General features: G+C 48.1%; 23 protein-coding genes. 13 read left to right on the forward strand and 10 right to left on the reverse strand.

What is annotated here, in order from left to right; genetic code table 11:
- The first annotated feature begins 13 nt into the window (after nt 1–13).
- Nucleotides 14–1,270, forward strand: a complete 1,257-nt coding sequence (dctA, locus tag GLV81_RS05225; RefSeq protein ID WP_157477462.1) for a C4-dicarboxylate transporter DctA — start codon at nt 14–16, stop codon at nt 1,268–1,270.
- Here the strand turns inward: dctA and GLV81_RS05230 are convergent.
- A complete protein-coding gene (locus GLV81_RS05230; protein WP_157477464.1) occupies nt 1,267–2,103 on the reverse strand; it encodes an AraC family transcriptional regulator in 837 nt (278 codons plus the stop codon). The genes dctA and GLV81_RS05230 overlap by 4 nt on opposite strands.
- A 170-nt stretch (nt 2,104–2,273) precedes the next feature.
- Here GLV81_RS05230 and GLV81_RS05235 point away from each other — a divergent pair, with 170 nt between their 5' ends.
- From GLV81_RS05235 to GLV81_RS05255, 5 genes are all read left to right on the forward strand, one after another.
- Nucleotides 2,274–3,194, forward strand: a complete 921-nt coding sequence (locus GLV81_RS05235) for a dihydrodipicolinate synthase family protein (RefSeq protein ID WP_157477466.1) — start codon at nt 2,274–2,276, stop codon at nt 3,192–3,194.
- An 85-nt stretch (nt 3,195–3,279) separates the two neighbouring features.
- On the forward strand, nt 3,280–4,767 hold the full coding sequence (locus tag GLV81_RS05240; protein WP_157477468.1) for an aldehyde dehydrogenase (NADP(+)): 1,488 nt from the start codon (nt 3,280–3,282) through the stop codon (nt 4,765–4,767).
- Nucleotides 4,768–4,881: 114 nt separating this feature from the next.
- Nucleotides 4,882–5,886: a 4-hydroxyproline epimerase gene (locus tag GLV81_RS05245; protein WP_157477470.1), complete on the forward strand. Its 1,005-nt coding sequence runs from the start codon at nt 4,882–4,884 to the stop codon at nt 5,884–5,886.
- Between the two features lie 10 nt (nt 5,887–5,896).
- Nucleotides 5,897–6,190: a YciI family protein gene (locus GLV81_RS05250; protein ID WP_157477472.1), complete on the forward strand. Its 294-nt coding sequence runs from the start codon at nt 5,897–5,899 to the stop codon at nt 6,188–6,190.
- A 21-nt stretch (nt 6,191–6,211) separates the two neighbouring features.
- Complete coding sequence (locus GLV81_RS05255) at nt 6,212–7,465, forward strand: NAD(P)/FAD-dependent oxidoreductase (protein WP_157477474.1); 1,254 nt, start codon at nt 6,212–6,214, stop codon at nt 7,463–7,465.
- 2 nt (nt 7,466–7,467) lie between these two features.
- Here the strand turns inward: GLV81_RS05255 and GLV81_RS05260 are convergent, their stop codons facing one another.
- The 8 genes from GLV81_RS05260 to GLV81_RS05295 all read right to left on the reverse strand — a co-directional run bounded on the left by GLV81_RS05260 (nt 7,468) and on the right by GLV81_RS05295 (nt 14,144).
- The gene (locus GLV81_RS05260) at nt 7,468–7,848 is read right to left on the reverse strand and encodes a DUF2200 domain-containing protein (protein ID WP_246186263.1); all 381 of its coding nucleotides are present in this window, start codon (nt 7,846–7,848) and stop codon (nt 7,468–7,470) included.
- A gap of 263 nt (nt 7,849–8,111) precedes the next feature.
- Nucleotides 8,112–9,302 carry a M20 metallopeptidase family protein gene (locus GLV81_RS05265; protein WP_157477476.1) on the reverse strand — a complete coding sequence of 397 codons (1,191 nt, stop codon included), beginning with the start codon at nt 9,300–9,302 and terminating at the stop codon, nt 8,112–8,114.
- Nucleotides 9,303–9,304: 2 nt separating this feature from the next.
- Nucleotides 9,305–9,781 (reverse strand): SPOR domain-containing protein, encoded by a 477-nt coding sequence (locus tag GLV81_RS05270; protein WP_157477478.1) that lies wholly within the window; start codon nt 9,779–9,781, stop codon nt 9,305–9,307.
- A 46-nt stretch (nt 9,782–9,827) separates the two neighbouring features.
- Entirely contained in the window at nt 9,828–10,502 is a 675-nt protein-coding gene (gene deoC, locus GLV81_RS05275; protein ID WP_157477480.1) for a deoxyribose-phosphate aldolase, read from the reverse strand.
- Nucleotides 10,492–11,496 (reverse strand): cation diffusion facilitator family transporter, encoded by a 1,005-nt coding sequence (locus GLV81_RS05280; RefSeq protein WP_157477482.1) that lies wholly within the window; start codon nt 11,494–11,496, stop codon nt 10,492–10,494. The genes deoC and GLV81_RS05280 overlap by 11 nt, the downstream gene beginning before the upstream one ends.
- Before the next feature lie 9 nt (nt 11,497–11,505).
- A complete protein-coding gene (locus GLV81_RS05285) occupies nt 11,506–11,889 on the reverse strand; it encodes an OsmC family protein (RefSeq protein WP_157477484.1) in 384 nt (127 codons plus the stop codon).
- Nucleotides 11,890–11,958: 69 nt separating this feature from the next.
- On the reverse strand, nt 11,959–12,702 hold the full coding sequence (locus GLV81_RS05290; RefSeq protein WP_157477486.1) for a superoxide dismutase: 744 nt from the start codon (nt 12,700–12,702) through the stop codon (nt 11,959–11,961).
- Nucleotides 12,699–14,144: an LptF/LptG family permease gene (locus GLV81_RS05295; protein ID WP_157477488.1), complete on the reverse strand. Its 1,446-nt coding sequence runs from the start codon at nt 14,142–14,144 to the stop codon at nt 12,699–12,701. Before GLV81_RS05295 ends, GLV81_RS05290 begins: the two co-directional genes overlap by 4 nt.
- A gap of 7 nt (nt 14,145–14,151) precedes the next feature.
- On the opposite strand from GLV81_RS05295, the gene GLV81_RS05300 reads away from it, so the two are divergent.
- A complete protein-coding gene (locus GLV81_RS05300) occupies nt 14,152–14,739 on the forward strand; it encodes a hypothetical protein (protein ID WP_157477489.1) in 588 nt (195 codons plus the stop codon).
- On the opposite strand, the gene GLV81_RS05305 is transcribed toward GLV81_RS05300, so the two are convergent.
- On the reverse strand, nt 14,736–15,116 hold the full coding sequence (locus tag GLV81_RS05305) for an START-like domain-containing protein (protein ID WP_157477491.1): 381 nt from the start codon (nt 15,114–15,116) through the stop codon (nt 14,736–14,738). The two genes, GLV81_RS05300 and GLV81_RS05305, sit on opposite strands and share 4 nt — an antisense overlap.
- Nucleotides 15,117–15,413: 297 nt before the next feature.
- Between GLV81_RS05305 and GLV81_RS05310 the strand changes: the two genes are divergently transcribed.
- The 6 genes from GLV81_RS05310 (at nt 15,414) to dinB (ending at nt 21,935) form a co-directional block, all read left to right on the forward strand.
- Entirely contained in the window at nt 15,414–16,289 is an 876-nt protein-coding gene (locus tag GLV81_RS05310) for a sigma-70 family RNA polymerase sigma factor (RefSeq protein WP_212995043.1), read from the forward strand.
- A 98-nt stretch (nt 16,290–16,387) separates the two neighbouring features.
- Nucleotides 16,388–17,701, forward strand: a complete 1,314-nt coding sequence (gene ffh / locus GLV81_RS05315; protein ID WP_157477493.1) for a signal recognition particle protein — start codon at nt 16,388–16,390, stop codon at nt 17,699–17,701.
- A 110-nt stretch (nt 17,702–17,811) separates the two neighbouring features.
- Nucleotides 17,812–19,281 (forward strand): FG-GAP repeat protein, encoded by a 1,470-nt coding sequence (locus tag GLV81_RS05320; RefSeq protein WP_157477494.1) that lies wholly within the window; start codon nt 17,812–17,814, stop codon nt 19,279–19,281.
- 176 nt (nt 19,282–19,457) lie between these two features.
- Nucleotides 19,458–19,949, forward strand: a complete 492-nt coding sequence (gene rpsP / locus GLV81_RS21100) for a 30S ribosomal protein S16 (protein WP_157477496.1) — start codon at nt 19,458–19,460, stop codon at nt 19,947–19,949.
- An 83-nt stretch (nt 19,950–20,032) separates the two neighbouring features.
- On the forward strand, nt 20,033–20,554 hold the full coding sequence (gene rimM / locus GLV81_RS05330) for a ribosome maturation factor RimM (protein WP_157477498.1): 522 nt from the start codon (nt 20,033–20,035) through the stop codon (nt 20,552–20,554).
- Between the two features lie 178 nt (nt 20,555–20,732).
- Nucleotides 20,733–21,935, forward strand: a complete 1,203-nt coding sequence (gene dinB, locus GLV81_RS05335; RefSeq protein ID WP_343030630.1) for a DNA polymerase IV — start codon at nt 20,733–20,735, stop codon at nt 21,933–21,935.
- Nucleotides 21,936–22,126: the final 191 nt, after the last annotated feature.

Raw genomic sequence — 22,126 nt, forward strand, 5'->3', positions numbered from 1 at the left:
CAAAAAAAGACTGATGAAATTGTTGAAGGTACTCTACATACAAGTACTCATAGGTATTGTATTGGGCATTGTAGTGGGCTGGCTGTTTCCGGGTTTTCATGAAACTGCTAAGCTCATCAGTGAAACTTTTATCAACATGATAAAAATGGTGATTGCACCAGTCATTTTTTTCACCATTGTATCAGGTATAGCTGGTGCGGGCAATTTGAAACAAGTGGGCCGAATTGGTGTAAAGTCGTTGATTTATTTTGAAGTCATTACCACGATTGCTCTTATCATCGGTTTGGTGGTGGCCAATGTGGTGAAACCTGGTGTTGGTATTACTTACACTGCAACGGCCAATAGTAAAGTGCAACAATACAGTGAGCAGGCTGCTGCCATTCACTGGGGCGAGTTCTTTGCTCACATCGTACCATCAAATATGATAGAAGCGTTTGCTAAAGGCGATATGTTACAGGTTTTGTTCTTTAGTGTGTTGTTCGCCATCGGACTTACCATGATGGGGCAGCAAGGCAAAAGCCTGCTGCACAGTTTTGAAAAAATCAATCAGGTGTTGTTCAATGTGCTCAAAATAATCATGAAACTCAGCCCTATTGGTGCGTTTGGCGGAATGGCATACACCATCGGTAGGTTTGGTTTTGGCTCCTTGGCGTTGTTGGGCAAGTTGTTGGCTACATTTTATATTACGGGTATCTTGTTTGTATTTGTGTTGTTGTATGCAGTGTGCAAATGGTATGGCATTAATCTGTGGCGATTGCTCGGTTATATCAAAGCCGAAATATTGGTGGTATTAGGCGCCAGCAGCAGCGAGGCGGTGTTGCCATCGGTCATGCAAAAACTTACGGCTGCTGGTTGTGAAAAGGAAGTTGTTGGATTGGTCATTCCAACCGGGTATAGTTTCAATTTAGATGGCACTACCATTTATCTAAGCATGAGTGTGATTTTTCTGGCACAGGTGTTTAATATTCCGTTGTCATTGGGGCAGCAGCTTACAGTGTTGGGAATATTACTGCTGACCAGCAAAGGTGCGGCGGGGGTTACCGGCAGTGGCTTTATTGTATTGGCATCAACACTTACTGCACTTAAAGTGATTCCGCTGGAAGGATTAGCCTTGCTCATCGGGGTCGATCGGTTCATGAGTGAGGGGCGTGCAATTATCAATTTTATCGGAAATACAGTTGCTGCGGTTATCATAGCCAAAAGTGAAAATGCCATTGATTGGCCAACCTATAAAAGAGTGGTGGAGGGTAAGCCTCACTTACTGGACTAAAATGTTTTAAACCTCGCGGCATACAAGCCCGGGGTGGTGCCGGTTACTTTTTTAAACACCCGGTTGAAGTTGGGTACACTGTTGAAGCCCGTTTGCCAGGCCACGGCACTTACATTTTCTGTTTGTGCCTGTTGCAGTAGTTTGCAGGCTTCTTGTATGCGCAGCTCCGTTACAAAGTTGATGTAGGTTTTGCGGGTATGCTGTTTGAAATACCGGCAAAAAGCCTGCGGGGTCATGTGAATGATGCGGGCCACATCTGCAATGGCAATGTGTCCGGTATAATGCTGCAGGGTATATTGAATCACGTTGTTGATGCGCTGTCCCGCAGCATCGCTCAGTACCCGCTGACTACCGCCAAAAGCCATTGGCGATTTCGCAGTAGTTAACCCATGCAGCAATGCGATGAGGCTGCTGAGGCGTTTGGCTCCTTCCTCTTTTACTACCTGTTGCAAAAGTTCGGTGAGAGCAACGGTTTGTTTTCCCTGAATACAACAGCCTGCCTGGTATTTAGTCAGCCACTTGTCGATGCTGCGCATTTCGGGTAGTGCCAATAGCGATTGCAGCCCTGCATCGGTACTAAAGAAAACGCTGTACGCTTCTGCGTAAATCTGTTTGCGTTTGGTTTTATTGTTGTGCAGGTCGCTTTTGAATACATGCGGTAGTTGGGCGCCAAAGACAAACAGTTGCCCGGGTTCAAACGGAATGAGCACATTGCCTGCGAGGAGCGTTCCTGTTCCTTTCAGAACGGCGGTGATTTGCCATTCTTTGTGCCGGTGCAGGTGTGGATAAAATGCCGGTAACGCTTCGTGCTGTACATGAATGCTTGCTGCCATCGGGCACTGGTATGGTAAACGGGATAATCTTCATTTCACCAATATAAACGCAAAGTATGCAATGATTGCTAAAACTGGTTAATATCGGTAAATGATTGACCAAGTGCTGCAAACAGCCGAGATGTTATCCGGAATAGTTTTGTGTATCATCTTTTAAAATTCATTTTGCTATGCAACCCCAATGGAACGGTGTTTATCCCGCTATTACAACCAAGTTTACTGCCGGTGATCAACTGGATATGGATTTGTACCTGCACAATATTGATGTGCAAGTAAGCTCCGGTGTAGATGGTATCATTATTGGCGGCTCATTGGGCGAAGCCAGTACCCTGACCGAAGCAGAAAAAGAAGTACTGGTAAAAGAGACACTGAAAGGTTTTGGCAGTAAAATTCCGGTATTGCTGAATGTGGCTGAAGGCAGCACCAGCGAAGCCATTCGTCAGGCGCAACTGGCCGAAAAATGGGGCGCAGATGGCCTGATGCTGTTGCCACCCATGCGCTACAAAAGCGATGACCGGGAAACCCTGTTTCATTTTACTTCGGTGGCTAAAAATACCAGCCTTCCTATTTTGATTTACAACAACCCCGTTGATTATAAAATAGACTGTACACCTGAAATGTTTGATACGTTGCTGCAACACAAAAACATTCAGGCGGTGAAAGAATCAACCCGTGATATTACCAATGTCACAAGACTCATCAATCGTTTCGGCAACGACCTGAAAATATTGTGTGGTGTGGATACCCTCGCCATGGAAGAACTGGTTATGGGAGCACATGGCTGGGTGGCTGGCCTCGTCTGTGCCTTCCCTGCCGAAACGGTATGCATTTACAGGTTGGTTAACGCTGGCCGCATTGCAGAAGCAGCGGCTATTTACCGTTGGTTTATGCCATTGCTAGAGCTCGATATTCATGCCAAGTTGGTGCAATACATCAAGCTGTGCGAAGCCAAAGTGGGCATTGGCAGCGAGTATGTACGTGCACCCCGCCTTACACTGGTAGGTGAGGAGCGTCAGCGTATTGAATCGGTGATCGATAAAGCCCTGGCAGTGCGTCCAACTTTGCCCGATTATTTGTCGATTGCGTTGTAATCTCATTCGTATAAACTGGCCATGTAGGTAGGGGCAATCGCTGTCATTTGCCTACATTGCTGCATCATTCATTAAAATATTTTTCATGAATTATACAGACGCTACCGCTGAACAGATTCATGCCTTAATGGAAGCCGCTTACACGGCTTCTGTTGCGTTTAGAAAAGTGCCGCTACAGCAGCGGGCAGCATTGATGTATGCCATAGCCGATACACTGGAAAATAGCGGCGATGCGTTGATACACACGGCTATGGCCGAAACGCATTTGCCCGAAGCCAGACTGCGTGGTGAAAGAGGCCGGACCATTTTTCAATTGCGTAGCTATGCCGATGCAACGGTGCAGGGCGATTGGCTCGAAGCAAGAATTGACACGGCCAATGCCGAGAAAGTACCTGCGAAACCTGACATCCGAAAAATGCTGGTGGGCATTGGTCCTGTAGTGGTGTTTGGTTCCAGTAATTTTCCTTTTGCATACTCTACTGCTGGTGGCGATACCGCCACTGCTTTGGCAGCAGGTTGTCCGGTGATAGTAAAAGCACATCCGGCGCATCCGCAAACCAGTCAAATGGTTGCCGATATGATACATGCGGCTGTGGCTGCTTGTGGTTTGCCAGCGGCTGTATTTACACACGTGCATGGTGCCTCATTCGAAGTGGGGCAGGCGTTGGTGTTGCATCCACGCACCAAGGCAGTGGGCTTTACGGGTTCGTTTGCTGGTGGCAAAGCCCTGTTCGATTTGGCCAATCAGCGCAAAGAACCCATTCCGGTGTTTGCCGAAATGGGCAGTGTCAATCCGGTGTATTTGCTGCCCGAAAAACTGGCCGGGGATGCTGTGAGTATTGCCAATGCATATGCCGGATCTATTACATTAGGCGTTGGACAGTTTTGCACCAACCCCGGTATTTTGGTGGGCATAAAGGGGAGTGCGTTAGTCAATTTTGCAACGGCGCTGGCTACGGCTGTGGCGGCTATTCCTGCGGGCAATATGCTGCATGCAGGCATACAAAAAGCCTACGTGGCCAAAAGAGCTGCAGCATTGGCGCAGCAAGGCATAACGCTGTTGGCAGCGGGTTTGGAAAGTGCAGATGATGCGCAGGCTGTGGCCACTATTGCCACTGTAGATGCTGCTACTTTTTTACACAATCCGTTGTTGCATCAGGAAGTGTTTGGTCCGTTTAGTTTGCTGGTGCAGTGTGCTGATGAACAGGAACTCCTGGCTGTAGCTCATGCTATGGAAGGACAATTGACATCTACCGTTATGGGTACGGAAAATGATTTGCAATCGCATGCCGCTTTGCTGGATGCCATTGCAGAAAAATGTGGCCGCTTTATTTTGAATGGTGTGCCAACGGGTGTAGAAGTTTGCCACGCCATGCATCATGGCGGACCGTTTCCTGCTACTACTGATAGCCGTTTTACTTCTGTAGGCGCAGATGCGATCAAGCGTTTTGCACGTCCTATTGCCTATCAAAGTTGGCCCGACCATTGGCTGCCTGCCGAATTGCAAAATGCCAATCCGTTGCAGCTGCTGCGCAGCATTAATGGACAGTTGTCGAAAGATGCGATTGCTTAATTGAACGATCATGCATTGATGTAGTCGTTCATGCTCTGAGAGTCTAACGTGTATTGGCAAATCTAATATCGTGTATCCATTTTAATGTTCCGAAAAGCAAGCGAAAAAATAAGTATGCCGAAGTCTGTATTTCATTGTGTGGATGCACATACCTGTGGCAATCCGGTGCGGTTGGTAAAAGAAGGTGGACCTGTGTTGCAGGGTGCTAATATGAGTGAAAAGCGCCAGCACTTTATGCAGGAGTATGATTGGATACGACAAGGACTCATGTTTGAGCCCCGCGGTCATGACATGATGAGTGGCAGCATTTTGTATGCACCACACGACCCGGCCAATGATGTTGCGGTGCTGTTTATTGAAACCAGTGGCTGCCTGCCCATGTGTGGCCATGGAACCATTGGCACCATTACCATTGCCATTGAAGAAGGATTGATTCAACCCAAAACACCGGGCATAGTTCGCATGGAAGCACCGGCGGGTTTGGTGATGATTGAATACCAACAAGAAGGCAGCAAGGTAAAGTCCGTTAAACTCACCAACGTGCCTGCATTTTTGCATAGTACGGAGTTGACTGCACAATGTCCGGGTTTGGGAGAGCTGGTGGTTGATGTGGCCTATGGCGGAAACTTTTATGCCATCGTTGATGTACAAAAAAACTTCAAAGGGCTGGAGCATTACAGCGCTGATCAGTTGGTGGCATGGGCCAGAGAGCTGCGCAAAAACATCAATTCACAATATGAATTTGTGCATCCGGATAATCCCACCATTCATGGTTGTAGCCATATTTTATGGACTGGTGCGGTGATAGACAAAACATCTACCGCCAGAAATGCGGTGTTCTATGGCGATAAAGCCATTGATCGTTCGCCTTGTGGCACGGGCACTTCTGCAAGAATGGCGCAGTGGTATGCCAAAGGCTTATTGAAAAAAGGCGATGCCTTCATTCATGAAAGCATCATTGGCAGTAAGTTCATTGGTCGTATTGAGGAAGAACTGACGGTGCATGGCAAGCCAGCCATGCGTCCCAGTATTGAAGGTTGGGCCCGTATTTATGGCTACAATAATATTTGGATTGATACTGACGATGATCCGTATGCGTATGGATTTCAGGTGATATAAACGATGCGATATGAAACAGTATGTGATAATAGCCAAGGATGGAGTTGATGCGGATGCATTGGAAAGAAGAATGCAGGCCAGGCCTTTTCATTTGGCCGGTGCCAGCCGGCTAAAAGCCAATGGCCAGTTTGTGGTGGGTGGCGCCACGCTCAACGAACAGGGGCAAATGAATGGCAGTGTGATGATTGTGCAGTTTGAAACCGAAGCCGACTTTGAGCATTGGTATAACAATGAGCCATACATACAGCAGGGAGTGTGGCAAGAAATTTCAGTACAGCCATTTAAAGTGGCCAATGTGGAGTAACAATTTTAATCAGCAAGTGATATGGCAACAGCAGTAGTGATTGGCGGCGGCATTGTTGGATTGAGCAGTGCCTACTATTTACAACAGGAAGGTTTTGATGTAACGATTGTGGACAGGGGCGATTTCAGCGACAACTGCAGCTATGGCAATGCCGGATATGTTTGTCCCAGTCACTTTGTGCCCTTGGCGTCGCCGGGTATCATTAGCCAGGGCTTGCGTTGGATGCTCAATCCGGAGAGCCCTTTTTACATCAAGCCCCGCCTCGATTGGGGGCTGATTAGTTGGGGTTTAAAATTTGTAAAACATGCTACACCACAAAATGTAGCGAAGAATGCGGTGCCACTGCGAGACATTGCGTTGCTGAGTAAAAAACTGTATGAAGACTGGTTGTCATTGCCAGGGTTCGAGTTTGCGTATCAGCGCAAAGGATTGCTGGAATATTTTCAAACGGCAGAGAAAGAACATCATGCGCATCACACGGTGAAAGAGGCGCTGGCGTTGGGTTTGGCAGGTACCCGTGTGTTGACGGCTGACGAAGTGCAAGCTATGGAGCCACAGGTGAAACTCAATATCAAAGGGGCGTTGTATTTTGAATGCGATGCGCATTTGCATCCCAATGCAGTGATGCAGCAAATGCAACAGTACCTGCGGCAGCAAGGTGTAAGGTTTTTGCCACACGCCACCGCAACTGAGGTAGAGAAACAGGGCAACCGCATTACAAAAGTGAAAGCTGGCAATGAATGGTTGTCGGCTGATGTGGTGGTGATTGCGACCGGCTCGTGGAGCAGGGAAGTAGCGAAACTGGTGAATGTATCGCTGCCGTTGGTGGGCGGCCGTGGCTACAGCATGGTATTTGGCAATGGCGAACTACCGCTGCAACATCCTGCTGTGCTGATGGAAGGCCGTGTGGCGTTGACACCCTTTGATGCACTGCATACCCGGCTGGGCGGCACCATGGAAATAACGAATCTGGATGCACCGCCCCGCATGAACCGGGTGTTGGGCATTGTGAAAGCGGCACAGGGGTATTTCCCTGAATCCAACATACCGACACCTGAATTGAAAGATGTATGGTATGGCTACCGCCCTTGCAGTGCCGATGGTATGCCTTTTATCGGTCGAACGGAAAAATATGGCAACTGTATTGTGGCCACAGGGCATGCCATGGTAGGCATGAGCCTGGGTGCTGCAACGGGTAAACTGGTAAGCGAACTGGCTGCAGAAAAATCAACTTCTGTGGATTTGGCTCCATACGCTGTGCACCGGTTTGATTGATTTTACTGCCGTAAAATCTTCTCCATTTTTTTGCCCTTGGCGAGTTCGTCTACAAGCTTGTCGAGGTAGCGTACCTGTTGCGTCAGCGGGTGCTCAATGTCTTCTACGCGGTAGCCACAGATAACGCCGGTAATGAGGTGGGCATTGGGATGCAACCGTGCCTGCCCAAAAAAGTTTTCGAAGTTGGTTTTGCTATTGATGTGGGCTTGCAATTCATCTGCTGTATAGCCGGTAAGCCACAGAATGACTTCATCGAGCTCGGCTTTGCTGCGGCCCTTCTTTTCTACTTTGGCAATGTAGTGCGGATACACGGATGCAAAGCTCATGTTGGCAATGCGTTGTTGCTGGGCTTCGTTGATTTGCATGGCTTGTTGGTTGTGCATTGCAAGTATAGCAAATGTTGAGCAGGCAAAAAACAGCCGTTGATCTGGGCATTTATTTGCAAAATAGCATTACCAAAGCTGAAGGGCTGCACGATGTGCAGGGGTAGCCCCGACGCTACGGTCGGGGCCGGAGCGGTAGCGGAGCCCGGAGCAGCGTGAACGACTGATGCTATGTGTACAAAAGCTGAGAGCCCCTGTATATGCATTGTATAACGTGCATAGGCCGGGGCTTTTATGTTGAGCTATTCAATAGCTGAAAAGTCTTAATACCGCAATGTAGCGCCGAGCCAGGCCATGATGCCGACGCCATTTTGAATGGCGGCTTCGTCTACATTGAAAGTGGGCGTATGTACGCCGCTGGTAATGCCTTTGGCTTCGTTCATCACGCCGAGGCGGAAGAAGCAGGCGGGTATTTGCTGGGCATAGTAGCCGAAGTCTTCGGCACCCATCCGCATTTCGGTTTCTTCAATGTGGCTGTCGCCAAAATAAGTGGCGGCTAACGCTCTTGCATTGCTGTTGAGGCGTTCGTTGTTGAGTACAGTGGGATAGCCCACATCAATATGCACACTCATGTCTACACCCATGGCTTCGCCAAGGTGCTGCACATGACGGCGGATGAGCTCATGTGCTTTGAAACGCCACTCTTCGTTCATGCAGCGCAAAGTGCCCATGAGCTTTACTTCGCTGGGAATAACATTGGTGGTATGCCCGCCCTGAAAGGAGGAAATGCTGAGCACGGAAGGGTTGAAAGGATTGTTGTTGCGGCTGATAATTTGTTGCAATGAAATCACCAGATGCGAAGCTGCGACAATGGTATCGCTGGTGAGGTGTGGGGCTGCAGCGTGGCCGCCTTTGCTCTTCACGGTAAAATACAATTCATCGGCACTGGCCATAACTGTGCCACTGCGAAAACTCAACTGACCGGTAGCCAAGCCCGGATGTACATGCAGCGCTACAATGCCGTCGGGTTTGGGATTGCTGAGCACACCCTCTTTGATCAGGAGGCTGGCGCCACCGGGATTTTTTTCTTCACCGGGTTGAAAGATGAGTTTCACCGTGCCTTCCCAATATTCTTTTGTTTCATGAAGAATACGGGCTGCACCCAGCAGGCAGGTGGTATGTACATCGTGGCCACAAGCATGCATGATGCCTGGTCGGGTACTTTTGTATGACAGGTCGTTTTCTTCCTGAATGGGCAGGGCATCAATATCTGCCCGAAGGGCAATGATGCGGCTGTCGGGATTCTTACCTTGTATCAACGCTACTACACCGGTGGTTGCCATTACTTCGAAAGCAATGCCCAGTTTGGTGAGCTCGGCCTGAATGAAAGCGGATGTTTCAAACTCCTGATAGCTGAGCTCAGGATGGCTGTGTAAATGATGGCGTATCGCTATGCAGTCCGATTGATATGCGGCTGCTTTTTGTTGTATGATTTCTTGTAGTGTAGTAGACATCCTCAATATCCTTTTTCGTCTTTTTCGGCAGCCAGTAATTTGGCTTCTTCTTCGGCAGTTACTTTAATGATGTCGTTCATCACAAACAAACTACCCGTAAAATATTTGCTGAGTTCTTTCCTGAATTTTTCTGCGTCTTCCCGTTTTACAAAATCGCCGGCTTTGAGTTTGAAATACGGTGCCTGATAGGCCATGTACACGCCTTTGTCGGGAAAGTATTTGAGCAGGTCGGCCTTGGTTTTGTTGGCCAGGTCGCGGTTGTTGCTGTTGAGCACCATCACCCGGTAGCCTTTCCATTGGCCGGCGCTGTTTTTGTACACCGATACCTTGTTGATTTGCGCCTGCTTTTCTGCCAGCCAGTTTACTCTTGGGTCGGCATGTACCACTGCGGTAGCGGTGCTGTCTGTTTGTTGAGCATGCAATGCGAAGCTGCACAGGAGCAAGGCTGCAATGACGGGTAAAAATTTAGTCCAGTTCATAGGTGCAAATTTAACGGTGGGGGTGTAGTAGCTGTTGCGCAGCCTGTTAATATTGGGTAGTGGATGCTTTGCCCTGTGCCAATGCAATGCCGCTGCTGGTACCTAAACGGGTAGCGCCGGCATCCATTAGTGCTTCAGCAAAAGCTGCATCTCTGATGCCACCAGAAGCTTTGATTTGGATGTGGGCAGGCAGGTTTTTGCGCATCAGTTCAACGGCATGAACGCTGGCACCTTTTTCGGCGTAGCCGGTAGAGGTTTTCATAAAATGCACACCTGCTGCACCATAAATTTCGCAGCATTTAATGATTTCATCATCGGTGAGAACGCCACTTTCGATAATTACTTTGATGGTTCTGTTGTTGGCAGTAATCACCGGCATCAGGTGGTTGATTTCATTCGCCACAAATGTCCAGTCGTTATTTTTGATGGCCGTAAAGTTGATGACCACATCGAGTTCATCGGCACCATCTACAATGGCCAGCAAGGTCTCGGCCAGTTTGGCTTCGATGGCTGAGTAGCCAAAGGGGAAACCGATAACAGTAGCCACTTTTACGCTGCTACCTTCCAGAGCTTGCTTGGCTTGTTTTACAAACAGCGGTGGTACACATACGGCGGTAAAGCCTTGTGTTTTGGCTTCTTCGCAGAGTAACTCAACCTGGCTGGCCAGCATACCAGGTTTGAGTAAAGTATGGTCTACGGCGGCGGCTATATTATGCTTCATGTTCGATGCGGTGTTTTTTGTTTTCAAAAAGATTGTGCAGCGTCCACGGAATGCTGCGTACAAAATGTTGCTTGCGGTGGGGGCATTCTTGCACCTGACAAATGCGGCAGCTGAAGGGCAGGCAGCCATCGGTGTGGGTGAAGATTTCTAAACTACTGCCAAACTCATGCCGCACTGCATTGGTGAGCAGGTCTACTTCGGCGTGGGCTTCGTGTACATTGAGGTACCATGGAATGGTGAGGTGGCAATCAACATGCATTTGATTGCCGTATTTGATGATGCGCAGGTTGTGCAAGTCAATCCAGTTTGGCTGGCGTTCTTTGTTGAGCAGCGTTACCATTTGTTGCAACAAATCGGTGTCGGCTTCATCCATAATGCCGGCTACGCTTTTGCGTACAATACCAATGCCGGTGAAGATGATGAGCAAGCCAAACAGCAATGCCACGGCACTATCCACCCATTGCCATTGGGTAAACATGAGGAGCAACAAACCCGCCACCAATCCTGCGGTGGAATAGGCATCACTCTTCAGGTGTTTGCCGGTGGCTACAATGGCCAGTGAATTGTTTTTGTGTCCTGTTTTTTCGGCAATAGCACCTACCAGATAATTTACCACACCGCTGATGGCAATCAATACCAAACCAATATCAAGCTGGTGAATGGGTGCGGGATGGAGCAGTTTTTGAATGGCTTCAATAATAATCCAGACACCTGCCACGCCAATGAGTGTGCCTTCAACACCGGCTGATAAAAATTCAGCCTTCCCGTGTCCGTAAGGGTGGTCTTTGTCGCGGGGCTTGGCTGCCACATACAAACTGTATAAACTAATGCCACCGGCAACTACGTTGACAATACTTTCCAGTGCATCGGTTAAGATGGCTACTGAATGCGTAACGTAGTAAGCGGCAAACTTGAGGATGAGCAGCACAACTCCCACCAGCGTTACCCAACGTTGTACCCGAAAGGATTGGAGTGTTGCTTCTCTTGCCGGCATGTAAAAATATTAGATGAGGGTGATGGTAGGCACGATGGCGCTGTTTTTGCGGAGCATGGCTGCTACACCACAATATTTTTCCAACGACAGCGAAACGGCTCTTTTTACTTTGTCTTCATCTTCAGGTGCTGCATCTATTTTGTATTCAATGTGGATGTCTTGAAACACTTTGGGATGCTCGGTTACAGGTTCACTTTCAGCTTCAATTTCCAGCTTGGTAAACGGTACTTTCATTTTGGTGAGAATTTCCACCACATCAATGCCGCTGCAGCCGGCAAGGCCGCTCAGCAACAAAGCTTTGGGGCTAAAGGCCAGTCGCTTGCCATCGGGGCCGGTAGCGCCATTCAAGTTGATTACATGTTCGTCGTATTCGCTTGTCGAATGCCATGTCATTCGACCATTTGGTAACTGTTTTCATTCGGTAAAATATCAGCTTTGTTTGGTTGCAGAAATATAATTGCGTTATGCCATGGCAAACTGGTAGCGGGCATACACTTCGTCCCAGTTCACAATGTTCCACCAGGCAGCAATGTAATCGGCCCGTTTGTTTTGGTATTTGAGATAATAAGCATGTTCCCAAACATCCAACGCAAGAATGGGGTATCCTTTCAGTTCACTCACATCCATCAGCGGATTGTCTTGATTTGGGGTGCTGCCAATTTTCAGTTGCTTGTTGGCATCTACCACCAACCAAGCCCAGCCACTGCCAAAGCGGCTGGTACCTGCAGCTGCAAAAGCAGTACGCATGTCGGCTTCTGAACCAAACTGCTTTTCGATAGCAGCTTTGAGTGCAGCAGGCATAGCTGCACCACCGGGTTTCATAAAGCGCCAAAAACTTTCGTGGTTGTAATGGCCGCCGGCATTGTTGCGCAGCTTGGCGCTGTACTTGCTCATGTTGGCAAACAGTGTTTCCAACTGCTTGGTGTCGGGGGCTTCTGCAGCCAATGCTTCGGTCATGTTTTTGGTGTAGGCCGCTGCATGTTTGCTATAATGAATTTCCATGGTAGCGGCATCGATTGATGGCAGCAACGCATTGTAATCATAACCCAGTGGACGTTGTATCAGTCCGGGTGTGCCGGCATAGAATTTACTCGCAGTAGCTTGAGCTTTATTGCCACAAGCACTGAGGCTGGCCAATGCACCGCCTGCCACCACTATACCAGCAGCCGCTTTCGAACCTTCGGTTAAGAAATTTCTTCTGTTCATGCTTCGTTTTTTGTGGCATTGCGCCGGATGATTTTTTTGAATTGCACCGCTGTGCGGTAGTAAAATTCTTTGTTGAACAATTGTGAATCCCGCATGGCTTTGTATCCTAAGAAAATGCCAATGGGCACCATTACAATAGAAGGAAGCCATGTGCCAACAAAAGGAGAGAGCACGGCTTCTTTGGCCAGCTTTTCTCCCGTGGTATTCAGCAAATGAAAAATAGCAAAAAAGATAACGGCAAAAACCAGCGGCGTACCTATGCCGCCCTTGCGAATGATGGAACCCAGTGGTGCACCAATCAGAAACATCACAAAGCAGGCAAAGGACAAGGCAAACTTCTGATGCATGCCAATCATGTATTCCCGTATTTCTCTGCTACGGCCATTGTAATCGGCGTAAAAAATATCCATGGAAGATTTGGCCGCATTCAGCTTGCTCAAAGCCATATCTGCCAAAATGGTTTTGGTACTGTCGGGAAAAATTTTGTTGGCCGTTTTGGGCAAGGTTTTGGGGTTGACCGTCGGCAGTTTCAATTTGTTGCTGTCGTAAAGTTTTACAAAAGCAAAATTGCCGCTCACATCCGTTTGTATTCTTTTCGACAGGGAATCTTTCTTTACTACGACGGAATCCATGAAGTGTTTCAACTGGCGTACACTCAACATGCGGTAGTTGTCTTTAAACAAACTGTCGTTGGATTCTACCCGAAAAAAACTGGTGAGGTCAAAAATCTTTTCATACTCATCAAAACCTACCCGAATGAGTTCTGTATTTACCGTACTGCGCATGCCTCTTTCTTCGTAGCGGGTGCCATGCTTCAGGTGAAATTTCAGGAAACGTTTGTCGCTGCTCACTGTCATCGAACCACTGTCGGCCAGTATCACATTGTCTTGCAGGTAGTTTCCTTTTTCATAAATGATGACGTCTTTAATGAGAGCACCATCATTTTCTTTGCTACCCAATTTAATCACGTATCCTTCAATGTTGTCGTAAAACACACCCGGTTTGATATCGAACGCAGGTTTGGAGTACACAATCTCATACTTCAGTTTGTTCAGTTTGAGATTGACAATGGGAATGATATTGTTGTTGAACAAAAAAGCGACGCCTACAATCAATATGCTGGCGGCAAGTATGGGCCGCATAAATCTCAACAACGATATGCCGGCCGATTTAATGGCAACGAGTTCATAGCTTTCACCCAAATTGCCAAAGGTCATAATGGTGGATAGCAGCATAGCCAGCGGCAGGGCTACGGGTACCCAACTGGCTGCCACATACAACACTACTTCGCCCAACGTGGCCATATCAATACCTTTACCCACAAAGTCGTCGATCCAGAGCCAGAAGAATTGCAGAATGAGTACAAAAATGGCAATGAGAAACGTGGCAAGAAATGGACCGATGAAAGCCCGCAGTATTAATTTGTCTAATTGTTTAATCACTCCGTAAATGGATTTGCCCGTTAGGTCGCCAAAATTAGCACTTTCAACTGCAGAATGGCAGTTGGCTTTTGAGGATCAGTTCATTTTAACGAAGCACCGCATTATTGCGGAGGTTTATGAGATCTTCGGATGCCTTGCCGATGCCTACCGCCAGCAGGCTGTAGGGTTGGCAAAGCAATATCCGCAAGCCTTTGCGGGGCAGCCCAGAATTTCGAAAGGAGAGCAATACGAACAAATGCCCTGGGTAATGCTCGACTATCCGCGGTGTTTTGACAACGAAGGGCATTTTGCCATCCGCAGTTTTTTCTGGTGGGGGCATCATTTCAGCATTCGCTTACATGTAAGCGGGCAATATGCAAGTGATTTATCCGCAGCAGTAGAGCGGTTGGGCCAGCAAGGCTGGCAAGTAGGGCAAACGAACGATCCATGGGATTATGAATTGCCCAACGCACATTGGCAGCAGTTACACACTGCACCAGCAAGTGAGCTTTGGTTGATAGCTGGCAAAAAAATACCTGTAACCGATTGGGCACAGGCATTTCAATTTTATGTAGCGGCTTTTGCCGAACTCATGACGGAGTTGCAACAGGCTTAGTTGCCCAAGCGGTGAAACAGGTCTTTTACCTGATAATCCCACAATTGGCTTTGGTCTTTGATGTCTGCTTTTTCAGCAAAATCGGTAATCACCAAAATGGTCTGATTGCTCACTTCTGTTTTCTCAATGCGGAATTCGAAGTATTCATCAGGACCAGTATGCGACCAACGGAATCGTACAAATTTGTCCTGCTCTTGTTCTACTACCGAGGCTTTTTCAGTGGCACCATTCCAGGTAAACAGCCAAACATTGTCTTTATCATCCACTTTATCTGCAAACCATTCTTGCAAACCATTAGAGGTGGCCAGGAATTCGTACAAAATGGTGGGGGAGCACCTAACGGGATATTCTAGTGTGAATTTTTGCTTCTTACTCATCTACTTCGCAGGAGTTATTGTGGTTCAAATTGCGATGCGTGCAATAATAGAAAATAAATTAACGCATCAAAATAATTTTTACTACCCTCCTTGTTCATCTCAACTGGCCAAAACCCTCCACAAACAAGGGTTTTCGGGGTTATTTTTTTGCTTTTCGGGCAGTTTTTTTGGATTGGGGTTTCACTATCCCTTAACTTTCATACTGAGATGAAGGCCCGCGGAGTGCAAGATTTTGGCATACAACATCCTACTGACCCATAACTACCACACTTTTTCAACCACCAAAAATTCTGCTCTATGAGTATGCGCCAACTCAAGATTACCAAATCTATTACCAACCGGGAATCACAAAGCCTGGAGAAGTACCTACAGGAAATCGGGCGTGTGGAATTGATCACACCCGAAGAAGAAGTTCAACTCGCCATCCGCATTAAACAAGGCGACCAACGGGCACTCGACCGTTTGGTAGCGGCCAACCTGCGTTTTGTAGTGAGTGTTGCCAAGCAATATCAAAATCAGGGGCTAACCCTGAGCGACCTCATCAACGAAGGCAATCTCGGCCTCATTCGGGCCGCCCAACGTTTTGATGAAACCAGAGGTTTCAAATTCATATCTTATGCTGTGTGGTGGATTCGCCAGAGCATTTTGCAGGCCCTGGCCGAGCAAAGCCGCATTGTACGCCTGCCGCTTAATAAAGTGGGGCTCACCAATAAGGTAACCCGGGCTTTCAACCAATTGGAGCAGGAGTACGAACGGGAGCCCACCCCCGAAGAACTGGCTGATGTGCTGGAAATGGAAACCGATGAAGTAGCGGCCACACTCAGCATTGGCGGCCGGCACATCAGCATGGATGCACCTGTGTCGGACAGTGAAGATGGTTCTTTGATTGATCTGATGGTGAACCCCAATGCCGATCAGGCCAATACCAACCTCGACCACCACGAATCGTTGAAGACGGAAATCAGCCGCAGCCTGAATACCCTCACCGAACGCCAGAAGGAAGTGCTCTGTTATTTTTTTGGCATCGGTATCGACAATCCGCTGAGCCTCGAAGACATTGGCCACCGGTTTCACCTCACTAGGGAGCGGGTACGGCAAATAAAAGACAAGGCATTGGCTAAGCTGCAAAGCACCAGCCGCTCCAAGCTGCTGAAAGTTTATCTGGGAACCTGACGCGGTTCGGTTCCTTCCCTTAATTTCGCACCTCATTTTTAGGATGTAATCTTTCTTGATTGCATCCTTTTTTCTTTGTGTATTAAAAATCAAGTTTCATGTTCGAATCATTATCGGAGCGGTTAGAGTCGGCGTTTAAGAATATTAAAGGCCAGGGACGCATCAACGAACTGAACATTGCCAATACGGTAAAAGACATTCGCCGGGCACTGGTAGACGCCGACGTAAATTATAAGATAGCCAAGGATTTTACCGATAAGGTAAAAGACAAAGCATTGGGCGAAAAAGTACTGCTGAGTGTGAGCCCCGGCCAGCAAATGGTGAAGATTGTGCAAGACGAACTCACCGAACTGATGGGCGGCAAAGCCAGCGAATTCAACATCACCGGCACCCCTGCAGTGATTTTGATTGCTGGTTTGCAGGGTAGTGGTAAAACTACTTTTAGTGGTAAACTGGCCAACTACCTCAAGAGCCAAAAGAAAAGTCCGTTGCTGGTAGCGGCCGATATTTATCGCCCTGCGGCCATCGATCAGCTGCATGTATTGGGCGAGCAAATACAGGTAGATGTATACAGCGACCGGGAAAATAAAGATGCGGTAAGCATTGCTAAAGCGGCTATTGCCGAGGCAAAAGCCAAAAACAAAAATGTAGTCATCATTGATACGGCCGGCCGCCTGGCGGTAGACGAAGTGATGATGACCGAAGTCGCCAATATCAAGTCTGCTGTAAACCCCACCGAAATTTTGTTTGTGGTCGATAGCATGACCGGTCAGGATGCAGTGAATACGGCGAAAGCCTTCAACGACCGCCTCGACTTTAGTGGTGTGGTGCTCACCAAGCTCGATGGTGATACCCGTGGTGGTGCCGCCATTTCTATTCAGTACACGGTAGACAAGCCCATTAAGTTTGTGAGCAACGGCGAAAAGATGGATGCACTCGATGTGTTCTATCCCGACCGTATGGCGCAGCGTATTTTGGGCATGGGTGATATTACTACCCTCGTAGAAAAAGCGCAGGCCCAGTTTGACGAAGAACAGGCCAAAAAACTGGAAAAGAAAATCCGCAAAAACCAGTTCGACTTCGAAGACTTTTTACAGCAGATTCAGCAAATCAAAAAGATGGGTAACATGAAAGATTTGCTGGGCATGATACCCGGTTTGGGCAAGCAGGTAAAAGACCTCGATATTCCGGATGATGCCTTCAAAGGCATCGAGGCCATGATACACAGCATGACGCCAGAAGAAAGGGCCAATCCTGATATCATCAATCCTTCCCGCAAAAACCGCATTGCCAAAGGCAGCGGCAAAAAACTGGAGGAAGTAAATGCTTTCATGAAGCAGTTTGAGCAAATGAAGCAGATGATGAAAATGATGAACAAAATGCCGATGGGTGGCATGATGGGCCGTCGATAAGTCGTTGAAAAATAGTGAGCAAGTGGCGCCGGAATCATTCGGCGCCACTTCTTTTTTGCTTACCATTGCTACGCATTTTTTTGTCTGAATAAACCTTATCGTATTTACACATGAAACAACTGCTTACTGCCTGCATGCTGCTGCTGGCACCAACCCTATTTGCTCAAAACAATATTGCCATTGGTAATAATGCGCCAGACTCCTCGGCCCGCCTTGATGTACAGAGTAGCACACAAGGCCTGCTCATTCCCCGGTTGACTTCTGCGCAGCGCAATGCCATGCCCAAAAAAGCCGTGGGATTGCTGGTGTACGATACCGACAAGCAAACCGTGATGATGTACAATGGCAGCAGCTGGAGTGCCTTGCTTTTTGGTGATCCTTCTTCATTGCCACCCGCTTACAATCAGCCGCCCACTTCATTTTTCGGGCAGGGTTACGGATGCAGTGTTTCTATTGCTGGCAACTGGGCTGCTGTAGGTGCTTTTGGCCATCACGACCAATTTGAAAGTGGTGAATACGGTGCTGTATTTATGTACGAAAAAGTAAACGGCAGCTGGACTTTTCGCCAACTGCTGAAAGCCAGTGACCGTGCTACTGGTGATCGCTTTGGTTATTCTGTAAGTGTAAGCGGTACAGCATTGGTAGTAGGCGCCAGTCTCGCCGATTTGCCCTCCAAAGCCGACGCTGGCAAAGCCTATGCTTTTCGGTACAATGGCAGCACTTGGGTAGAAGAAAAAATTATGACGGCCAGTGATGCTGCCGCCGAAGATTACTTTGGTACCAGTGTGGCATTGGATGGCACCCTCGCCATCATTGGTGCACCAGGCAAAGAGTATGTAAACCAGCCACCCACCCGCAACAACGAAGGGGCTGTTTACATTTGGCGATATGCATCCTTTGTGCCTGATTGGGTGCAAGACTACCGCGATATCTGGGATCAGGGAAGCGGTAATTCTAAATATGGCAGCAGCGTTTCTATTGATGCTACCACGGGTATTGCGGCCATTGGGGCGCCGGGCCACAATAGCAACAAAGGGGTGGTGGCCATTAAATACAAACAGAGCAACCCTGAGTGGGCCTTTACAGTATACACCAATTCCGTATCTACAGGTGGCCAGTATGGTACCAGTGTGTCCCTCAAGGGCAACTATCTGGCAGTGGGTTCGCCGTATGAAACCGGTGTAGGCTCCATTGCTGGTGCAGGACGTGCATACGTGTACAAATTGGAATTTGGCAGCTGGAACTACCACGCCGACGTGGCCGTAACAGATGCGCAAAATGGCGATATGGTGGGTGCCAGTGTTTCGCTCAACGGCGATTATCTGGTAGTGGGTATGCCGGGTAAAAATGTAAACGGTTATGCGGCACAAGGGCAGGCGCTGGTGTACAAGCTCGGTACCTCACAAGGCGCATTCGGCCCTTTAGCGGCGTGGATTCGCCAACGGTCCATCACCGACGGTACTACTACACCCAACAACAATTTTGGCAGCACGGTATCGGTGCAGGCAGGCAATGTGCTGGTTGGCGGGTATTTGTTCAATCAGGGCAATGGTAAAGTGGCATTCATCAATGTGGAGTAGTCGATATTGGTGAAGAAATCGGCGATAGCTTTTGATAATTGTCAAAAAAATGCCATTTCAGGATTTCTTTTTAAAACAGAATTGCTCATTTAATCACCCAACATTACTTTTGCCATCCCAAATCATTGGGAGAGTTTTAAAATTTATTGTTTCACGCATTTAAATGTCTATTTAAGATGCCAGTTAAAATCCGCTTGCAGCGTCACGGATCGAAGAAGCGTCCGTTTTATTTCATCGTAGTGGCAGATGCCCGTTCACCCCGCGATGGAAAGTTCATTCAGAAATTAGGTACTTACAACCCCCTGACTGTACCAGCTACTATCCAAATTGACCGTCAGAAGTCATTGGAGTGGTTGCACAAAGGTGCTCAGCCTACCGACACTGTTCGTCGTATCCTGAGCTTCAAAGGTGTATTGTACCTGAAGCACCTGCTGCGTGGTGTGAAGCTGGGTCTGTTCGACGAAGCTACTGCTATGGTTAAATTCCAGGCATGGCACGAAGAACACGAAGCCAACAACGCCCGCCGCTCAGCCGCCAATCGCCGTCAGGTGAGAGACAGCCGTCAGGCTCCTGTAATTAAGAAAGTAGAAGCGGCTGCTCCTGTAGCTGAAGCTCCTGCTCCAGAAGCTGCTCCTGAGGCTCCTGCCGCAGATGCTGCTGCTGAATAATTACCTGTTCAGACAAATTATCGTCCCGCTCCGATCTGTTCGGAGCGGGATTTTTTTATGCCCATCCCCAATACTTTTGTACCATGATAGAAACAGTTTCGGTGGGCAAGTTGGTAGCCGTTGTAGGTCTCAAAGGAGAAATGATTTTGCAACATGCGTTGGGCAAAAAAACAGATTTGCAGGGAGTAGTAGCATTGATGATTGAAGAGAAAAGCGGTTCTAAACTGCCCTACTTTTTGCAAGCAGCCAAAGGCAAAGCCCCCGATGAAGTGGTGGTGCAACTGGAAGGCATCGATAGCCGCGAAAAAGCCACGGCATTATTGCAAAAGCAGGTGTGGCTGAAAAAAGAAGACTTTGAAAAACATGTGGCCAAACATGCCTCCATTTCGTTGCTCGGTTTTATGGTGATTGACCATGGTAAAAAGCTGGGCGAAATAGCGGAAGTGATTGAACAACCGCACCAATTGCTCTGTACCATTTTCATCAACGAAAAAGAAGTGCTGATACCCCTGCACGAAGACAGCCTGCTGAAAATAGACCAGCAAAAAAAGCAGGTGCATGTGCATCTGCCGGAAGGGTTGCTGGAGATTTATTTAAGTGCGTAAGGCACAAAGCTGAAGGCTTAAGGCTGAGGGTAAGGTTGAGATCAAGGGCACGGAAAGACTTATTGGCAAAACCATCTTACAGCCATTGCTGATGATTCTCTGTGTTCTTCTTACTTAGAGCAAAAAACCTCAAACCACAAACAAAAAACATCAAACATCTTCTTTTATCAACCGCCGCATTGCCCATATTGATCTCGATTCGTTTTTTGTTTCGGTAGAGCGGTTACTGAACCCCGACCTTATTGGCAAGCCCGTGATTGTAGGCGGCACAAGCAACAGGGGCGTGGTATGTTCGGCCAGCTATGAGGCCCGCAAGTTTGGTGTGCACAGTGCCATGCCCACTGCACAGGCAGCCAAGCTGTGTCCGCAGGCCATTTTTGTTTGGAGCGGCTCGGGGCATTACCATCACTACAGCCGCATGGTAACGGATATTATATTGGCGAAAGTGCCGCTGGTAGAGAAAGCCAGTGTGGATGAATTTTACCTCGACCTCACCGGCATGGATAAGTTTTTTCCGGTATTCCCGTATTTACTCGACCTGAAAAAAACAATCAACAAGGAAACTGGATTGCCGATTTCATTTGCGCTGGCCAGCAATAAACTCATCAGCAAAATAGCCACCAACGAAGCCAAGCCCAATGGCGAAATAGAAATACCTGCCGGCACCGAGCAAGCTTATCTGGCGCCCATGCCAATTGGTAAAATACCCGGCTGTGGCAGCAAAACCGTGGAGCTGCTGCAAGCCAAAGGTTTGCGGTTGATTGGCGATGTAGTAAAAACCGGGCCGGAAAAACTGGAGCAGTGGCTGGGCAAATGGGGCCTCGATTTGTACCGCAAATCATTGGGGCAGGACAATGGTGCTGTGACGCCTTACCACGAACAAAAAAGTATCAGCAGCGAAGAAACCTTTAGCGAAGACACGAATGACATTCCTTTTCTGGAAAAAGAAATCAGCCGCCTGGCGGAGAAGATAGGCTACGAACTGCGGCAGGATGGCAAACTGGCTGGTTGTGTGGCTATCAAAATCCGCTACGAAAATTTTGAGACGCATACCCGCCAGCAGGTGATCGATCATTCGGCTTCCGATCTGGTGTTCATCCGCAAAGCCAAGGCTTTGTTTCACGAAGCGTACGACCGCAGCCGCAAAGTGCGGCTCATTGGCGTAAAGCTCAGCCAGCTGGATACTGATGTATTTCAAATGAGTTTGTTTGACAATCCGGAGCAGGATAAACCGCTGTTCAATGCCATTGACGATATCAAAAAGCAGTTTGGCAAAACGGCATTGTTTAGAGCCGGGGCGCAAAACACGGCGAAAGACAAAGCCCGCAAACCCGATGATTTGTGGATCAACCGCAATCCTGAAAAAAGCACTGATGATTAGCAAAAAACAGGTTCATTCAGGCGTTACCAACAGCCCCGCCGCTGCATTTTCCGCACAAGGGCAAAACCTTACCTTTACCGCCCTTCAAAATCATGGCCGACAGTTTGGCACAATTCCATTCAAAGCATGATTTTTGGGCAGTACCAATTCAAACATAACCAACACATTGCCTCAGGCACTAATCAGACCAT

Origin of the sequence: Phnomibacter ginsenosidimutans (assembly GCF_009740285.1) — a bacterium.
Taxonomy (GTDB): domain Bacteria; phylum Bacteroidota; class Bacteroidia; order Chitinophagales; family Chitinophagaceae; genus Phnomibacter; species Phnomibacter ginsenosidimutans.